Annotated in this window: 14 protein-coding genes; 9 read left to right on the top strand and 5 right to left on the bottom strand. The window is 68.0% G+C overall.

What is annotated here, in order from left to right:
* Positions 1 to 70: 70 nt before the first annotated feature.
* Both thrC and AC1PQG_RS07420 read right to left on the bottom strand, forming a co-directional pair.
* Entirely contained in the window at positions 71 to 1,510 is a 1,440-nt protein-coding gene (gene thrC, locus AC1PQG_RS07425) for a threonine synthase (protein WP_481121973.1), read from the bottom strand.
* A 56-nt stretch (positions 1,511 to 1,566) separates the two neighbouring features.
* Positions 1,567 to 2,676: a hypothetical protein gene (locus AC1PQG_RS07420; protein ID WP_481121972.1), complete on the bottom strand. Its 1,110-nt coding sequence runs from the start codon at positions 2,674 to 2,676 to the stop codon at positions 1,567 to 1,569.
* Between the two features lie 100 nt (positions 2,677 to 2,776).
* Between AC1PQG_RS07420 and AC1PQG_RS07415 the strand changes: the two genes are divergently transcribed.
* On the top strand, positions 2,777 to 3,961 hold the full coding sequence (locus AC1PQG_RS07415; protein WP_481121971.1) for an HPP family protein: 1,185 nt from the start codon (positions 2,777 to 2,779) through the stop codon (positions 3,959 to 3,961).
* 6 nt (positions 3,962 to 3,967) lie between these two features.
* Here the strand turns inward: AC1PQG_RS07415 and AC1PQG_RS07410 are convergent, their stop codons facing one another.
* The 3 genes from AC1PQG_RS07410 to AC1PQG_RS07400 form a co-directional block, all read right to left on the bottom strand.
* Complete coding sequence (locus AC1PQG_RS07410) at positions 3,968 to 4,234, bottom strand: DUF2249 domain-containing protein (RefSeq protein WP_481114977.1); 267 nt, start codon at positions 4,232 to 4,234, stop codon at positions 3,968 to 3,970.
* A gap of 245 nt (positions 4,235 to 4,479) precedes the next feature.
* A complete protein-coding gene (locus AC1PQG_RS07405; RefSeq protein ID WP_481121970.1) occupies positions 4,480 to 4,893 on the bottom strand; it encodes a c-type cytochrome in 414 nt (137 codons plus the stop codon).
* 140 nt (positions 4,894 to 5,033) lie between these two features.
* Positions 5,034 to 5,933, bottom strand: coding sequence for an alpha/beta fold hydrolase (locus AC1PQG_RS07400; protein WP_481121969.1), 900 nt, complete (start codon positions 5,931 to 5,933; stop codon positions 5,034 to 5,036).
* Positions 5,934 to 6,051: 118 nt separating this feature from the next.
* Between AC1PQG_RS07400 and pqqA the strand changes: the two genes are divergently transcribed.
* The 8 genes from pqqA to AC1PQG_RS07360 all read left to right on the top strand — a co-directional run bounded on the left by pqqA (position 6,052) and on the right by AC1PQG_RS07360 (position 16,228).
* Complete coding sequence (gene pqqA, locus AC1PQG_RS07395; protein ID WP_139379539.1) at positions 6,052 to 6,126, top strand: pyrroloquinoline quinone precursor peptide PqqA; 75 nt, start codon at positions 6,052 to 6,054, stop codon at positions 6,124 to 6,126.
* A gap of 120 nt (positions 6,127 to 6,246) precedes the next feature.
* A complete protein-coding gene (gene pqqB, locus AC1PQG_RS07390) occupies positions 6,247 to 7,164 on the top strand; it encodes a pyrroloquinoline quinone biosynthesis protein PqqB (RefSeq protein ID WP_481121968.1) in 918 nt (305 codons plus the stop codon).
* Complete coding sequence (gene pqqC / locus AC1PQG_RS07385; protein WP_481121967.1) at positions 7,161 to 7,889, top strand: pyrroloquinoline-quinone synthase PqqC; 729 nt, start codon at positions 7,161 to 7,163, stop codon at positions 7,887 to 7,889. The genes pqqB and pqqC overlap by 4 nt, the downstream gene beginning before the upstream one ends.
* Complete coding sequence (gene pqqD / locus AC1PQG_RS07380) at positions 7,886 to 8,239, top strand: pyrroloquinoline quinone biosynthesis peptide chaperone PqqD (RefSeq protein WP_481121966.1); 354 nt, start codon at positions 7,886 to 7,888, stop codon at positions 8,237 to 8,239. Before pqqC ends, pqqD begins: the two co-directional genes overlap by 4 nt.
* Positions 8,236 to 9,372: a pyrroloquinoline quinone biosynthesis protein PqqE gene (pqqE, locus tag AC1PQG_RS07375; RefSeq protein WP_481121965.1), complete on the top strand. Its 1,137-nt coding sequence runs from the start codon at positions 8,236 to 8,238 to the stop codon at positions 9,370 to 9,372. Before pqqD ends, pqqE begins: the two co-directional genes overlap by 4 nt.
* A 147-nt stretch (positions 9,373 to 9,519) precedes the next feature.
* Positions 9,520 to 10,005 (top strand): hypothetical protein, encoded by a 486-nt coding sequence (locus AC1PQG_RS07370; protein WP_481121964.1) that lies wholly within the window; start codon positions 9,520 to 9,522, stop codon positions 10,003 to 10,005.
* 42 nt (positions 10,006 to 10,047) lie between these two features.
* Positions 10,048 to 10,551: a GNAT family N-acetyltransferase gene (locus tag AC1PQG_RS07365; protein ID WP_481121963.1), complete on the top strand. Its 504-nt coding sequence runs from the start codon at positions 10,048 to 10,050 to the stop codon at positions 10,549 to 10,551.
* A gap of 127 nt (positions 10,552 to 10,678) precedes the next feature.
* Positions 10,679 to 16,228, top strand: coding sequence for a DUF7379 domain-containing protein (locus AC1PQG_RS07360; RefSeq protein WP_481121962.1), 5,550 nt, complete (start codon positions 10,679 to 10,681; stop codon positions 16,226 to 16,228).
* Positions 16,229 to 16,346 lie beyond the last annotated feature (118 nt).

Genomic DNA, 16,346 nt, shown 5'->3' with positions numbered 1-16,346 from the left:
CGTCAATGCCAGCCCAGAATGAAAAATGGCCCCGGAATCCGGGGCCATTTTTCATGGGTGAACGTACCGGTCAGCCGGCTTCGACCGTACGGGCGACCAAGGCCTTGATGGCCTCGGCATCCACATCCATCACCTCGACGCGCTGCGGCAGCGCCTCGATGTTGTCCAGGCCAGCGGGGCGCACGGGCTTGCGGCCCAGGGCTTCGACGATGGTGTCCTCGAACTTGGCCGGCTGGGCGGTTTCCAGCACCAAGGTCGGCACGGACGGGTCGCGCAGTTCGAGCGCGACCTTCAGGCCGTCAGCGGTATGGGTATCGATGACAGTACCGTAATCCTTGTCGGCGCGGCGGATCGTCGCCAGGCGCTCGGCATGGTTGCTGCTGCCGGAAGCAAAGGCGTACTGGCCGATGGCGGCGAATTCCGGCGTGCCGGACAGATCAAAAGCGCCGCCCGCATCCACCTTGCTCCACAGCTCGCGCACCGTGTCGCCGTTGCGGCCGACCAGGTCGAAGACGAAGCGCTCGAAGTTGGAAGCCTTCGAGATGTCCATCGACGGGCTGGAGGTAGCGTGGGTCTCGGCGGTGCTGCGCGGGCGATAGACACCAGTGCGGAAGAACTCGTCGAGCACGTCGTTCTCGTTGGTGGCGAGGATCAGCTTGGCGACCGGCAGGCCCATCTGACGGGCGATGTGGCCGGCGCAGATGTTACCGAAGTTGCCGGACGGCACCACGAAGGCGACCTGCTGGTCGTTGTTCTCGGTGGCCGCGAAGTAGCCCTTGAAGTAATAGACCACCTGCGCCGCGACGCGCGCCCAGTTGATCGAATTGACCGCCCCGATCTTGTACTTGGCCTTGTAGGCGTGATCGTTGGAGACCGCCTTCACCACGTCCTGGGCGTCGTCGAACATGCCGCGCACGGCGATGTTGTAGATATTGTCGTCCTGCAGGGAGTACATCTGGGCGCGCTGGAAGGCGCTCATGCGGCCGTGGGGCGACAGCATAAAGACGCGCACGCCGTGCTTGCCGCGCATCGCGTATTCGGCGGCGGAGCCAGTGTCGCCGGAGGTGGCGCCGAGGATGTTGATCTGCTCGCCGCGCTTGTCGAGCACGTACTCGAACAGGTTGCCGAGGAGCTGCATGGCCATGTCCTTGAAGGCCAGCGTCGGGCCGTTGGACAGCTCCAGTAGGCCCAGCTTGCCAGGCTCCAGCCAATGCACCGGAGTGATCTCGGCGGCCTTGGCGTCGTCGCGCACGTAGCCATACACCTCGGCAGTGTAGGTCTTGTCGCAGATTGCCTTCAGGTCGGCAGCGGGGATGTCGTCAATGAAGCGCGACAGGATCGCAAAAGCCAGCTCGGCGTAGGACAGCTTGCGCCACGCGTCCAGGTCGGCACGGGTCACCTGCGGGTAAGTCTCCGGCAGGTAAAGGCCGCCGTCCGGCGCCAAGCCGCCAAGAAGAATGTCGCAGAAGGATTGGGGAGCAGACTGGCCGCGGGTGGAGATGTAGCGCATGGTTCTCGCCGAGTTGAAAACGAAAACCCCGGAAGATAGCACACCCGCGGGTGCTTTCAGCCCCGCTGCACCAGGGCATGCACGAGGACGCCAGCGAACAGGGCGATCCCCGCCGCCAGCAGCGCCGCCCCCACCGCCACACCGCCCAGCAGCAGGCCACCGCCAGCCAGAAACAACGCGGATCGCAAGCCACCGAAGCGCACCAGCCGCGCCCGCATGGCCGTGCGCCGGGGCGTCAACGGTCCTGGATGACGCCACACCGGCAACAGCTGGGACAGCGCCCCGGTCACCAACGGCAGCAGGAACAACGCGAAGAAACCAACGATGGCTGGACGGGCAAGCATGCCGCCCATGCCGTGCAAGGCGCCGGCACCGATGACCAGCAGCAGGCCGCAAGTCGCCCCGCTCAGCGCCACGGCCGCACCATCACCGAGCAGCCGCGCCAAGCCATAGGTCCGCCACCAGCCATACAGCGTGTGGATCAGTACGCCCCCGATCACCAAGCCCCCCACCACCGCCAGCAACGGGATGAGCCCCGCTGCGGCACTGGCCACGACACCGCCAAGTGCCCATGGCAACTGGCGCCGCAGTCTTACGGCAGCCTGCGGGTCCGGCTGGCCGAGCGCCGTCGGCATCAACACATGCAAGGTCCCGATGGCAGTCAGGCCGATGAAGCCCAAGGTATTGAGATGCAGATGCGCCAGGCGCAGCACGGCATACGCGGCCGGCCACAGCAACCCGACGAGGATCGCCACCAGCGCCGCGGCCAGACAGCCCAGCGCCGCCTTGTACCAAGCCAGCCCCGGGTGCGGGCGCCCCAATGCGGCCCGTCCGCGCCGCCACTGCCAAGCCAGGAAGCCCAGAGCCGCCGCAATGCCGATGCTCGCCGCCAGATGCAGGCTCCAGCCGGGTAGAACGCCGGCCAGCGCAGCCACCACCAGCAAGCCGGCCACTTGCAGCGCCAGCGGCAGGAAATGGACGGGCTTCTCCGCCGCGCCACTGCGCGTCAGCACCGGCACGAAATGCCCCATCGCCGCGAAGATCAGCGGCATCGCCCCCAGCGCAAAGGCCGCGTGGGCGGCTGCGGCCGGCGAGGCACCCGTCACCGCCAGCCCGATGGCCAGCCCGAACGCTGCCACAACGCTCGCCCCCAGATAGATCAGCACTTTTCCCTCCAAACAATCACAGATCAAGGCCCATGCAAGGAATCCTCCCTAGGCTGCATGCCCACCGGCATGCCAGAACAAGAAAACAAGATTTACCCCCATGGAAACCATTCGTCTCGCCCTGCTCCGTTTTTCCCGCCGCTACCTCTTCGCCGACGCCGCCCCTCTCTCCCGCACCGAACGCTGGCGTAGCGCTCTTGCTGCAATAGTTGGCGTTCTGATCTACGAAAGCGCGTTGTTTGTATTACCGGTGTCGGCCGAGGCCAAGCGACAGCTCGCCCCCCTCGGCGCCACATCGGTGATCCTGTTCACCTTACCCCACTCGCCGCTGGCCCAGCCGTGGTCCGTCGCCGGCGGCCTGCTGCTGCCGGCACTGACTGGCCTCGCCTGCGGGCACTGGATCGCCCCCCCCTTCCTCGCCGGTGCGCTGGCGGTGGCCATCTCTGTATGGCTCATGGGTCAGCTGCGCTGCATCCACCCGCCCGGCGGGGCGATGGCGCTGGTGATGGTCGGCGCCGCCTCCCAGGGACTCGACATCCCTACCAGTCTGGCGGCGGTCGGCTGGAACGTGATTGCCATGCTACTGGCCGCTACCACCGTCAACAACCTGATTCCCGGCCGGCGCTATCCGCTGTGCTCACCCGCCGTATCCACACCCAAGGTGCCAGAGCGCAGCCCCGCCGGCATCCGCCAGCCGGACCTGGCCGCAGCACTGGAAGAGATCGATGCCTACCTGGACATCAGCGAGGAAGACCTGACCCAAGTCTTCCAGCGGGCAGCACGCCACGCTTTCCATCGCCATGTATTGCTGACCTGCGGTGATGTGATGGGGCCGGCAACGCAGCGCGTGGACTTCGCCACCGAGTTGAACGAGGCCTGGCGCCTGATGAGCCGCCATGCTCTTTCAGTGCTGCCGGTGGTGGATCGGGCCGAGCGGGTCATCGGCCTGTTGACGTTGAAGGACTTCCTGCACCACGTGGAACCGGACAACGGCCAGCGCATCGGTGACAACGTACGCCGCCTGCTGCGCCCGACACCCGGCCCGCACACCGACAAGCCGGAGGTCGTCGGCCAGCTCATGCTGACGCCCCGTACCGGCCTGCGCACCGCCAGCCTTACCGACGGCATCGCCGTCGCCGCCGACATCCTCGGCCAGCGCGGCCAAGGAGCGCTGCCGGTGGTGGACGAAGCGGGCAAGCTGGCCGGCCTGATCACCCCGACAACGATGACCGCCGTGCTGTTCCAGCACGAGGCCCTCGACTACGTGCGGGGCGACCAGACCTGAACGCGTTCAGCCGAGCTTGGCGAAGTCGATGACGATCGCGCCGGGCTCGCGCTGCTGGTAGGTGATGGACACCGTCTCGCCGTAGCGTTGCTGCAGTTGGCCGAGCAGCGGCAGCGGATCGTGGTCATTGCAGAAGCGCATCGTTTCGCCCGGCACCAGTGCATCCAGCGCGCCGAAGATGGCCGCGTGGCGGAAACGCTTGGCGATGCCGCGGGCGTCGAAGGGGTAGATGGCTTCGGGGGTGGTGTGGTTGCAGACGTGGATGGTTTGCATGCTGGCTCCAAGGTATCGATAAATCCGACTGAATCTGTCGGGTATCGTCAGTGTGCCGTCAGGCACACCGGCTTTCCTTGATCTGCATCGGGTTTGCAAACCCCGCAGCGGAGGCCGACCGCAACATTGAAACCTTCAAGCGCCTACGCACCCAATCGACAGACAAAAAAAACCCGGCCGCAACTTGCCCGGCCGGGCTTTAGCGCGCGGGGGGTGCGCGCCGAGGTCAAAGGAGAATCGAACGCTTACTGGCCCTTGCTGACGATGTAGTCAACAGCGGCCTTCATCTCTTCATCGGACAGGGACGGATTGCCGCCCTTGGCCGGCATTGCACCCTTGTTTCCATTGAAGCCCTCGATGGCGTGCTTGTACAGGACGTCTTTGCCCTGGGCGATGCGCGGGCCCCAGTCGGCCTTGTCGCCCAGTTTGGGCGCGCCGGCCACGCCGGTCTGGTGGCACATCACACAGGTCTTCTTGAACACATCGAGGCCCTTGCCACCATCGGCCGCCGCGTCGGCAACCGGCGCCGGGGCTGCGGCCGGCGCAGCGGCAGCAGCAGGCGCTTCAGCCTTCGGCGCCTCGGACTTGGGGGCTTCGGACTTGCCGCAGGCGGCCAGCAGGGCAACGAGAAGCAGGGGGAGGAGTTTTGTTGTACGCATGAACGGTCTCGGTAATCTGATGGGGATTGGGGGTTCCCAAGAAGCACAGCGGGAACACGACGCGATGCTAGCCCTCCGCCCCTGCCTGTCTCATTGACCCGCATCAATTGGCGCCAGCCAATGCGCGCGTCGGCCATTCTTCAGCCCGGCTCGCCTTCCAGCGCCGCCCGCCACGCCGCCGCCATGCCTGGATGGAAGGGGTCGTGGGCGCAAGCCTCGATCCACACCAGCCGGCTGCCGGCGACGCGGGCGTGGATACGCTCGGCATTGGGCGGCGGGCAGACCACATCGTCGCGACCGTGGATCAGCCAGACCGGCACACCGGACAGTCCCGCGCAGGCCTCCAGGAAGTCCCCTTCATAAAGAAAGCAACCGGACTGCAGGTAATGGGCCTGCAGCCGGTACTTGCCCACCAGGCGGTCGAGTTCCTCCACCGTCGGCGATGGCAGCGGCGCTAACGGATCGTTCACCGCCTGCTCATAAAGCAGCCAGGCCAGCGCCGCGCCCCGGGCGCCCTCGCGCTCATCTCCACCGAGACGCGCCGCCAGTTCGGCCAGCAGATCCGGCGCATCGCCCAGCGCCGCAGACAAGGCCCGCCAGGCCTCCGGCCGCAGCGCAGCCAGCCCGCCAAAGAACCAGCGCACATTGCCGTCGCCCGGCATGAAAACGCTGCGCACCACCACGCCCTCCACCATCTGCGGATGCGCCGCCGCGTAGGCCAACGCCAGCGTCGCCCCCCACGAGCCGCCGCTCACCCACCAGCGCGCAATGCCGAGATGGCGGCGCACGTGCTCGATGTCGTCGATGAGATGCGCTGTCGTGTTGGCGCGGATCTCGCCAAACGGCAACGAGCGCCCGCAGCCCCGCTGGTCGAAGAACACCACGTGATGGCGCCGCGCGTCGTAAAGCTCGCGCAGGCGCGGGCTGCAGCCGCTACCCGGTCCACCGTGGAGCACCACCACCGGCACACCGGCCGGATTGCCCCAGGTCTCGTAATACAGCCGGTGGCCGTCGCCCACATCGAGCAGTCCATTCGCCATCCCAACCTCGAAATCATGATTTTCGTGAGGCGCAAGTATGCCGCCCCCGCAACAATGCTTTCCACGGATTCGCCTTCCGGCGGACCGTAACCATCAATCAAAAAATTGGAGACTCATCATGACCTGGACCACCCCCCAAGCTTGCGATCTGCGTTTCGGCTTCGAAATCACCATGTACATCGCCGCCAAGTGATGGCGCCCGGATAGACCCGCCAAGGGTCTGTCCGCCCATCTCGCGCCAGCGAGTCGGCGTTGCGGCTCTGCCCCCCAGTTCCGCAACGCCCCACACAGCCTCAGCGGTCACGTCCAAGCCATGAAAATCCGAGTTCTCGGCTCCGCCGCCGGCGGTGGCTTTCCCCAGTGGAACTGCAACTGTGCCAACTGCCGGGGCGTACGTGCCGGCCAGGCTGGTCTGCAGCGCCGCACCCAGTCGTCCATCGCAGTAAGCGCCGACGGCGCCCGGTGGACCCTCGTCAATGCCTCGCCGGACATCCTGCAGCAATTCCAGCAATTTGCGGGCACCTGGCCCACTGAAGGCCTGCGCGGCTGCGGTATCGAATCGGTCGTCCTGGTGGACGCCCAGATCGACCACACCACCGGCCTCTACATGCTGCGCGAAAAGGGCAGCCCGTGGCCGATCTGGACCACCGACCCGGTGTTCGAGGATCTGACCCGCGGCAACCCCATCCTGCACCTGCTCGAACACTATTGCGGCGTGGACCGCCAGCCGGTTCCGCTCGACGGCCGCAGTTTCCACCCGCAAGGCTCCGCCAGCCTGGACTGGCGCGCCATGCCGCTGCTGTCGGCGGCGCCCCCCTACTCGCCGCACCGCGGCAACCCGGTGCCCGGCGACAATATCGGCCTCACCGTCATCGACCCGGCTAGCGGCAAGCGGGTGTTCTACGCGCCCGGCCTCGCCGAAGTGGACGACGCCGTCTTCGACGCGATGAGCAGCGCCGACTGCGTGATGGTGGACGGCACTTTCTGGACCGACGACGAGATGATCAGCCTCGGCCTCTCGAAGAAGCGCGCCCGCGACATCGGCCACCTGGCCCAGAGCGGCCCCGGCGGCATGATCGAACAACTCGGCCGCCTGCCGCGCCACGTGCGCCGCGTCCTCATCCACATCAACAACACCAACCCGATCCTCGACGAAAGCTCGGCAGAACGCGCGGCCCTGACCGCTGCCGGCATCGAGGTGGCCTACGACGGCATGGAGATCGCACTGTGAGCCAAGACCCACTTCGCCCCTGGACACCCGAAGAGTTCGAAGCGCAGCTGCGCGACAAGGGCGCCGCGTACCACATCCACCATCCCTTCAACGTCATGCTCAACACCGGCAAGGCCACGCGTGAGCAGATCCAGGGCTGGGTGGCCAACCGCTACTACTACCAGATCATCATCCCGCAGAAGGACGCCGCGGTGATGTCCAACTGTCCGGACCGGGAAGTGCGCCGGGAGTGGATCCAGCGCATCCTCGACCATGATGGCCACGGCGACGACGCCGGCGGCATCGAAGCCTGGCTGCGCCTCGGCCAAGCGGTCGGCCTCAGCCGCGAGGAGATCGTCAACCAGCGCCACGTGATTCCCGCGGTGCGCTTCGCCTGTGACGCCTACCTCAACTTCTGCCGCCAGCGCCCGTGGCAGGAGTCCGTGTGCTCCAGCCTCACCGAGCTGTTCGCCCCCACCATCCACAAGCAGCGCCTGGCCAACTGGCCGGAGCACTACCCGTGGATCGAGTCCGACGGCCTGCAGTACTTCCGCAACCGGGTCACCCAGGCCCGCCGCGACGTGGAACAAGGCTTGGCGATCACCCTCGGCTACTTCGACACCCGCGCCGCCCAGCTCCGCGCCCTCGACATCCTCAAGTTCAAGCTCGACATCCTGTGGTCGATGAACGACGCGATGATGGTCAAGTACGGCCTGGAAGGCGGCGTGCAGGACGCTGCCCAATGAGCACCGTCGGTGCCCGGCCGGCCATCAACCGGCTGTTCCGCTTCCAGTGGGAGCCGGCCCAGCAGGCCCACGTGCTGCTGTACCCGGAAGGCATGGTCAAGCTCAACCAGAGCGCCGGCGAGATCCTCAAGCGCTGCGACGGTGAGCGCAGCGTGCAGGAGATCGTCGCCGACCTCGAAGCTGCGTTCAACGCCAGCGGCCTGACCGCTGACGTGGAGGCCTTCCTCAAGATGGCCGACGAACAGAACTGGATCGAATGGAGTCCCACGGCCCCCACGCGCCCTTCGGTCGCTGCCCCCCAAGGGGGTGCAGGTCTTCCTTGGGACGGCCCGGCGGAAGACCTGCCATGACTACAACGACTTCGCTGCTTGTCCCCCGCCGCCCCGGCCCCCTGTGGCTGTTGGCCGAAGTCACCTACCGCTGTCCGCTGCACTGCGCCTTCTGCTACAACCCGGTGGATTTCGCCCAGGCCGGACCGGAACTGGCGACGGAAGACTGGCTGAAGGTGATCCGTGAGGCGCGGGAGATGGGCGCCGCCCAGTTCGGCATCTCGGGCGGCGAGCCGCTGCTCCGCGACGACATCGAGATCCTCGTCGGCGAAGCCCGCAAGCTGGGCTTCTACACCAACCTGATCACCTCCGGCGTGGGCCTCACCGAAGGGCGCCTGGCTGCCCTCAAGGAGGCCGGACTGGACCACATCCAGCTGTCCTTCCAGGACGCCACCCGCGAAGCCAACGACCTCATCACCAACACCCGCACCTTCGAACTGAAGCGCAAGGTGGCGGCGATGACCAAGGCCGCCGGCTACCCGACGGTGATCAACTGCGTGCTGCACCGGACCAACATCGACCACCTCGACCGCATCATCGAAATGGCCGTCGAGATCGGTGCCGAATACCTGGAGCTGGCCAACACCCAGTACCACGGCTGGGCCTTCCTCAACCGGGAGGCGCTGATGCCCACCGCCGCCCAGTTGGCCGAAGCCGAGGCCGTCACCGAACGCTGGAAGGCCAAGCTCGGCAAGAAGATGCGCATCCTCTTCGTGACGCCGGACTACCAGTCGAAGAAGCCCAAAAAATGCATGAACGGCTGGGGCGAAGTCTTCCTGTCCGTCACCCCGGATGGCCTGGCCCTGCCCTGCCACACCGCCCGCATGCTGCCGGGCCTCGAATTCCCGGATGTACGCGAGCATACGCTGGACTGGATCTGGCACGAGTCGCCGCTGTTCAACCGCTTCCGCGGCACCGCCTGGCTGCCCGAAACCTGCCAGAGCTGCGAAGACAAGGAGAAGGACCACGGCGGCTGCCGCTGCCAGGCCTTCATGCTGACCGGCAACGCCGACGCCACCGACCCGGTGTGTCCCAAGTCGCCGGACCACGCGCTGATCGACGCCGCGCTGGCCAAGGCCGAGCAGGCCGCCACCGTAAAGCCGCTGGTCTTCCGCGACCCAAAGAACTCCCGCGCCCTCGATCGAGCGTTTTGATGCGTCCGGAAGCGGCTTCCCCGCGCGAGCACTGACACAGCCGTTTCCCGACGCCCCGCCGCGGACTCATCCCGCGGGGCGCTGCCGCCGCCCGGCCAAGCCGGGCCCCCATGTTAGAATCCCGCCGATTCCGGCCGCCGATTCGTCATGCATTTCTCCCACCTTCGTCCTTCCCTGTTCGCCGTGCTGGCTGCCTGCACCCTGGGCGCCTGCTCCACCCTGAAACCCGACGCACCGGCGGAAAAGAACGCCCCGGCCCGGCACGAGGCAACGGAGGATGCCAGTGGCAGCAGGCCTGCTCCGGCTCCCACTCCGGCACCGCGCCCACGGCCACCGCGGAGCGACAAGCCCAAGCAGGACAAGACGGACCGGGCTACACCCAAGGGCGAAGCCGCCGTGGAAGAAGCGCCTGCAGCGCCGGCCGCCGAAACCCCCCTCAACGGCCCCCTGTGGCTGACCCTGTGCAAGCAGCGCCAGACCGAGGCCGGCATCATCCGCTGCGACGCAGACGAGCTGCTGGTCCGCCCGTCCGCCCAGGTCAAGATCTTCACGCGCGACCCGGCAGCCACCGGGCGCGGCATCCAGCTGCGCAAGGGCCTGCCCAGCAAGTACCGCTTCTTCGTCGTTCCGTAAACACCCCCTCCCGCAACACCCCTGCAACACGGCGCAGGTTGAATGGCGGCCACGGCGCACCGGCGCCGTCACTCGGGAGGATGTGCCACGGAACCGATCACCATCGACCTGCTGCAGCCCGACGACCACGCGGGCCGCGAAGCCGCCACCACTGTATTGCTGGCGTCCTTCGACAATCCGCAGCGTTACGACCAGGCCCGCATCGCGGCCCAGCTGGTCTCCGCCGAAGCGCCGTTCTACCGCCACTTCTTCGTTGCCCGCCGCGGCGACGAGATCGTCGGCGCGGGCGGCATCAAGGCCGCCGACTGGGCCATCGACACCCACATCCTGTACATGTCGGCGGTGGCCGAGCACGTGCGCGGCCAGGGCATCGCCCGCGGGCTGATCGCCGCACGCATCGCGTGGGTCATGGAGAACTTCCCCAGCGGCCGCCTGCTGGTATCCACCGCCCGCACGGGCCGCTTCAACCGGCTGGGCTTCCGTGTCGTCGGCAAATACGAAGCCGACGGCCGCCGCCTGATGATGCTGGAGTTCAAACGCACCTGAGGCGGGTTCAAAAATGCATTTCGAATCTTGATTCCACATCCCTGAAGACTATTCTTCCCCGGAACGGCTGCACGCGCCGACGCGACGGCTGCGGTCCGCAACGACAACAACAAGGGGGAGAGAGATCATGTCCGGCAAACTCAAACTGCGCGTCAACGGCAGGAAGCAGGACGCCGCCGCCCTGTGGCTGACCCGCCAGGGACGCACCGCCGATCTGTTCGCCGGCATCGAGGTATCGGGCATCGAGATAGCCGGCAGCGCCCGCGGAACCGGCGACGATCTCGTGCAGGAGATTCCCGACGGTGCGCTGGTCGAAGTGGAGCTGGAAGGCGGCCTGCGCTTCTGGACCGCCGCCGAAGACCTGCGCGCCCGTCTCGGCGATCCCCATGCCGGCGAAGCGCGCGGGCTGGGCGACGACGAATCCTGGTCCCTGCCCACGTCCCTCGGCCTGCCCGGCGCCCAGCGCGGCTTCGTCGGCCAGCTCGCCCTCAAGGCCCTGCGCTGGCTCAACATCAAGCCCGACGACGCGCTGCGCAACACCATCGTCGACAAGGTCCAGAACCGGGCCATTCCCGTGGAGGGCGTGTTCCCGGTACGCGCCGACGGCAGCCTCGGCCCGCGCGTCACCGCCCCCATCCCCGATGGCGGCCCGACCCTGCTGCTGCTGCACGGCACCGGGTCGAGCACCGCCGGCAGCTTCGGCCGCCTGTGGCAGGACCAGAAAGAGCGCTGGCAGGCCCTGCGCGAACACTACGGAGAACGCATTTACGCCCTCGAACACTGGACGCTGACCCGCAGCCCCATCGAGAATGCCCTCGACGCCGCCCGCCTGCTGCCGCAGAAAGGCCGCATCAGCTTCCTGTCCCACTCCCGCGGCGGCCTGGTCGGCGAGCTGCTGTGCCTCGACCCGGACGGCTTCGATCTGGCCGAATCTCAACAGGCCCTCGGCCCGCGCGCCTCCGACGACGCCGATCAAGCCACCGCGATCAAGCGCCACCGGGACGCCCTCGGCAAGCTGGTGAATGAACTGCGCAGCCGGCCGGAACTCGGCATCGAGCGCTTCGTGCGCGCCGCCTGCCCGGCCCGCGGCACCAGCCTGGCCGGCGACAAGCTGGACCAGTGGGGCTCCCTGATGGTGCTCGCCGCCATCGGCCTGGAAATGAAGGCCAGCGAGAGCCGGGGCCTTTTCGAAGTGCCGGACCTGCTCCAGACCGGCCTCGACATGGTCACCGAAACCGTCGCCTCGGTGCTGGCCAGCCGCCGCCGCGTGGACCAGCTACCTGGCCTGCAGGCCATGATGCCCGGCGCCCCGCTGCTCGGCGTCATCAACGCGGCACCGGCCCGCGGCGAGCTGTACGTGATCGCCGGCGACGCCGCTCCGGTGGAGGGCGACCGCCTCGCCGCGCTGCGCATCTGGCTTGCCGACCGCTTCTACGAGCGTGACCACGACCTGGTGGTGGATACCCGCTCGATGCTCGACGGCGCCATCCGCCCGACGCCGGCCAATGCCCCGCGCTGCCGCGTGCAGTTCCGCAGCGGCGGCGACGTCAATCACTTCCGCTATTTCCATAACGATGACAGCGCCGCCGCCGTCGTTGCCGCCCTCGTGCAGTCCCCCGACGCCGACAGCCTGTTCCACGACTACCACGGGGACTGGCCGCTGCCCGATGTCACCGGCGAGCAGGCCCGCGGCCTGTTCGGCCCGCGCGCCCAGCCCGACCCCGCCCAGCCCTGCGGCACCGTAGTGCTGGTGCCGGGCCTGTGCGGCAGCCAGTTGCTGGTGAACAAGAGCGAAGTGTGGGCCAGCATCCTGTCCCTGGCCGGCGGCGCCTTCCGCGACAAACTCGCCATCGACGACGACGTGCAGCCCGGCCAGCCCCTCGCCGACACCTACGTGCCCCTCGCCAACAGCCTGCGCCAGCGCGGCTACAAGGTGGATATGTACGGCTACGACTGGCGCAAGCCGCTGGCTACCTCGTTCGACGGACTCGCACAACGGATCAAGGACGCCATCGCGGCGATGACCCCCGAGCGCAAGCCCGTGCACATCGTCGTGCACTCCATGGGTGGCGTACTGCTGCGCGCCACCTTCGCCGCCCATCCCGAGCTGTGGAATGCCTGGAACAACCACCCCGGCGATCCGCGGGTGCTGATGCTCGGCACGCCGAACCAGGGCTCCCATTCGATCACCCTGCTACTCACCGGCCGCGACAGCTTCTTCCGCCAGCTGGCCTTGCTGGATCTGTGCCATTCCCAGGAAGAACTCCTCGAAACCGCCGGCCAGTTCCCCGGCGTCATGGAGCTGCTGCCCTGGTCCGCCGGCAGCGACGACCAGAACATCCGCAAGGCCGACACCTGGAACGCCTTCAGGCAGGCCGATGCCACGGCCAAGTGGCCTCTGCCGCCGGCCGCCGTGCTGGGCCAGTCGGCCACGCTGTGGGAAACCCTCGACAAGTCTGATCCACTGCTTTCCAGCCCGCGCCTGGTGTATGTGGCGGGCCTCGCCGACCAGACCCCCGAGAAGGCCGTCGTGGATGCCAGCGGCCGCTTCCAGATCCTGTCCACCCCCGAGGGCGACGGCCGCGTGCCCTGGTCCACCGGTATTCCCGACAGCTGCCGCAAGGGCGGCCGGGTGTATTACGTGCGCAGCGTGCACGGCGACATGCCGAAGGCCACCGACGCCCACGACGGCTACCTGGAGCTGCTGGAGAAAGGCCGCAGCGACCGCCTGTCGGCCCAGCCGCCGGTCTCCCGCGGCGCGGTGGCACTGCAGCCTTGGCGCAGCGACGAAGCCGACGCCGCCCTCTACCCGAGCCGCGGCGAACTGCTGGCCGCCGCCACCGGCGGCTCCCTGCGCTCCGCCCGCAAGGCCGTGCGGAGCAGCTACCGCACCGAAGTGCGCGTGCTCCACGGCGATGTCATGTACGCCGAATCGGCCGTGCTGGTCGGCCACACCTGGGGCGCCAACGCGCTGGAATTCGCCGAGAAGCTGCTCGACCAGGCCCTCGGCGGACGCATGCAGAAACGCCTCGACGCCGGCCTGCATGCCGGCGCCCTGGGCAGCTTCTCGATCTACCGCAAGCGCCCGAACGAGAGCTTCGCCAACGGCGCCATCGTCATCGGCATCGGGCGCATCGGCCAGCTGTCGGCCGGCGAGCTCGCCCAGTCGGTCGCCAAGGCCGTCGCCACCTACGCCACTGAGGAGCTGGAAGCCGAGGAGCTGAAGGAGTCCGCCGAGCGGCAGCAGCCCCTCAGCGTCGGCATCAGCGCCCTGCTGATCGGCGCCGGCATCGGCGAGCTGAGCCTCGCCGACTCGGTGGCCGCCACGCTGCGCGGCCACCGGGACGCCCGCCTGCGCCTGGAGCGGGCCGGCCTGGCCGGCAAGCTGCGCCTCGACCGGCTGGACTTCATCGAAGTCCTGGAAGACCGCGCCATCAACGCGCTGCGCGCCGCCCAGGACGCGGTCGGCGTGGATCGGGCGCTGGCCCGCGCCTTCTTCGTGGATGCGGCGGTCCGGCCCCACCAGGGCGGCCAGCGGCGCGCCAGCAGCAACGCGGACGAAGGCAGCTGGCAGCGCATCGCCATCAGCGCGGTGGGCGGCACGAGCGATGGCGCGCCGCGCCTGATGTTCGACGTCTACGGCGAACTGGCCCGTGCCGAACGCACCTACAACGCGGTCCCGTTCAAGGACATCGAACGCTTCACCGACAGCCTGATCGGCACCACCACCGACCAGGAGCAGGTCGGCCGCGCATTGTTCGAACTGCTGATCCCCAACTGGCTGAAGGACCTGGCCCCCGACCGCCGGCGCGTCCAGCTCATCGTGGACAAGACCGCCGCCGCCTACCCGTGGGAGCTGCTGCGCGACCGGGCCACCAAGGACGACAGCGACAGCGGCCAGCCCCTGTCGGTGCGCAGTGGCCTGATCCGCCAGCTGTCCACCGGCCAGTTCCGCCTCAATGTCCGGCGTAGCAACGAGTTCAAGGCCCTGGTCGTCGGCAATCCGGATCTCGGTGCCTGGCACCGCTACCTGCCGTCCCTGGGCGGAGCCGAGAAGGAAGCCCAGGGCGTCTCCGGCCTGCTCGACGGCGCCGGCATCGAGACCAGCCTGCACATCCAGGACGAGTCCCGGCAGATCCTCCTCGATCTGTTCAGCGGCGAGTGGCGCATGCTGCATCTGTCGGGCCACGGTCTTTACCAGCAGGACATCCCCGCCACCGACGACCTGCCCGCCGTCGCCAAGGCGACCGGCATGGTGATCGGCGGCGGCGACCTGCTGACCCCCGCCCACATCGCGCAAATGCGCGCCGTCCCGGATTTTGTCTTCATCAACTGCTGCAGCCTCGGCCGCATCGAGGAAAGACCTGACGGCGCCCCCTCGGCGGCCCGCCCCGGCAGCCCAGGCCTGGCCGCCAACCTGGCCACCGAGCTCATCGAGATCGGCGTGCGCTGCGTGATCGCCGCCGGCTGGGAGGTACTGGACGACGCCGCCCAGCTGTTCGCCGAGACCTTCTACGAGCACTTCCTGGACGGCACCAACTTCGGCGAATCGATACTGGCCGCCCGCGGCGCCACCTTCGACGCCTTCGGCAGCTCCAACACCTGGGGCGCCTACCAGTGCTACGGCGATCCCGGCTTCGTGCTGCCGCGCCCGCAGCGCAGCGTCGCGCCCAAGGCTAAACCCGCCAACTACGACCACTACCTGGCCGCGTCGGAAGTCCTGTGCGAACTGGAACGCCTCACCCTGCGCGCCCGCCACGCGCTGGCCCTGGACAAGGACGCCACCGCCTACGCCGAACGCCACGCCAAGGCCCTGCAGGCCTTGTGCGAACGCCAGGGCTGGATCGGGCAGGGCAACATCCTGGAAGCCTTCGGCGCCCTCAAGGCCGAATACAACCGCCACGACGACGCCGTCGACTTCTACCGGCGCGCCCTCGCCGCCCCCGACGCCAGCGCATCGCGCAAGGCCGAGGAGCAGCTCGCCAACATGCTGACGCGGCGCGCCAAAGTGCTTGCCGACACGGGCGACACTGCCGGCGCCCTGGCCCTCCTCGACGAGACGGCAGCCATCCTCGCCGTGGACAGCCGCTACCGGCCCGCCAGCGCCGAACGGCTCAGCCTGCAGGCCGCGGCAGACAAGCGCCGTCTGGTCTGCCAGCTGCAGGCCGGTGACAAGGATGCCGCCCTCAAGGCCCTCGGCGGCATGCAGGACGCCTACCAGCGGGCCACCGCGCAGGCACGCCAGGAAGGCGGCGACGTGCGCTACCCGGCCCTCAACGCCGCCAACGCCAGCGCCCTGCTCGGGCTCACCGCCGGCTTCCCGGACGGGGAGCCAGCCGCCACGCGGGCCCTGCTCAAGTCCCTGCGCGCACAACCCGCGGCGCCCACCAAGGACTTCTGGGCGCGAGCCGGCCAGGCCGACCTGCAACTGGCCGACGGATTGCTCGAACTGGCCGCCGGCGGGCGCGGCGGTGCCAAACGGCTCGGCGACGCCAAGACCGCCTATGTGGAACTGGCCAGCAGCAGCGCCACACCACGGGAGCGGGAATCCGTCGCCTCCACCATCGACATCCTGCTGCAGGCCCTGCAGAAACTCGATGCGGCGGCCGGACGGGAACAGGCCGTAGCGGAAGCCGTCGCCGCGCTGGGCGAGATCCGGACCGCGCTATCCACCTAAATTCTCATCATGGCTGGCGCCCAGCGGCCCGGCGCCAGGGACCCGTTTGTCCTAAGATCAATCTTGAATAAGGTTTAAAGAATAAGATTTCAAGAAAATAATCGTTCTGCTTGGATAT

The sequence above is a fragment of the Zoogloea sp. GDB6 genome (genome assembly GCF_056724105.1).
This window is presented reverse-complemented; position numbering and strand designations above follow the sequence as displayed.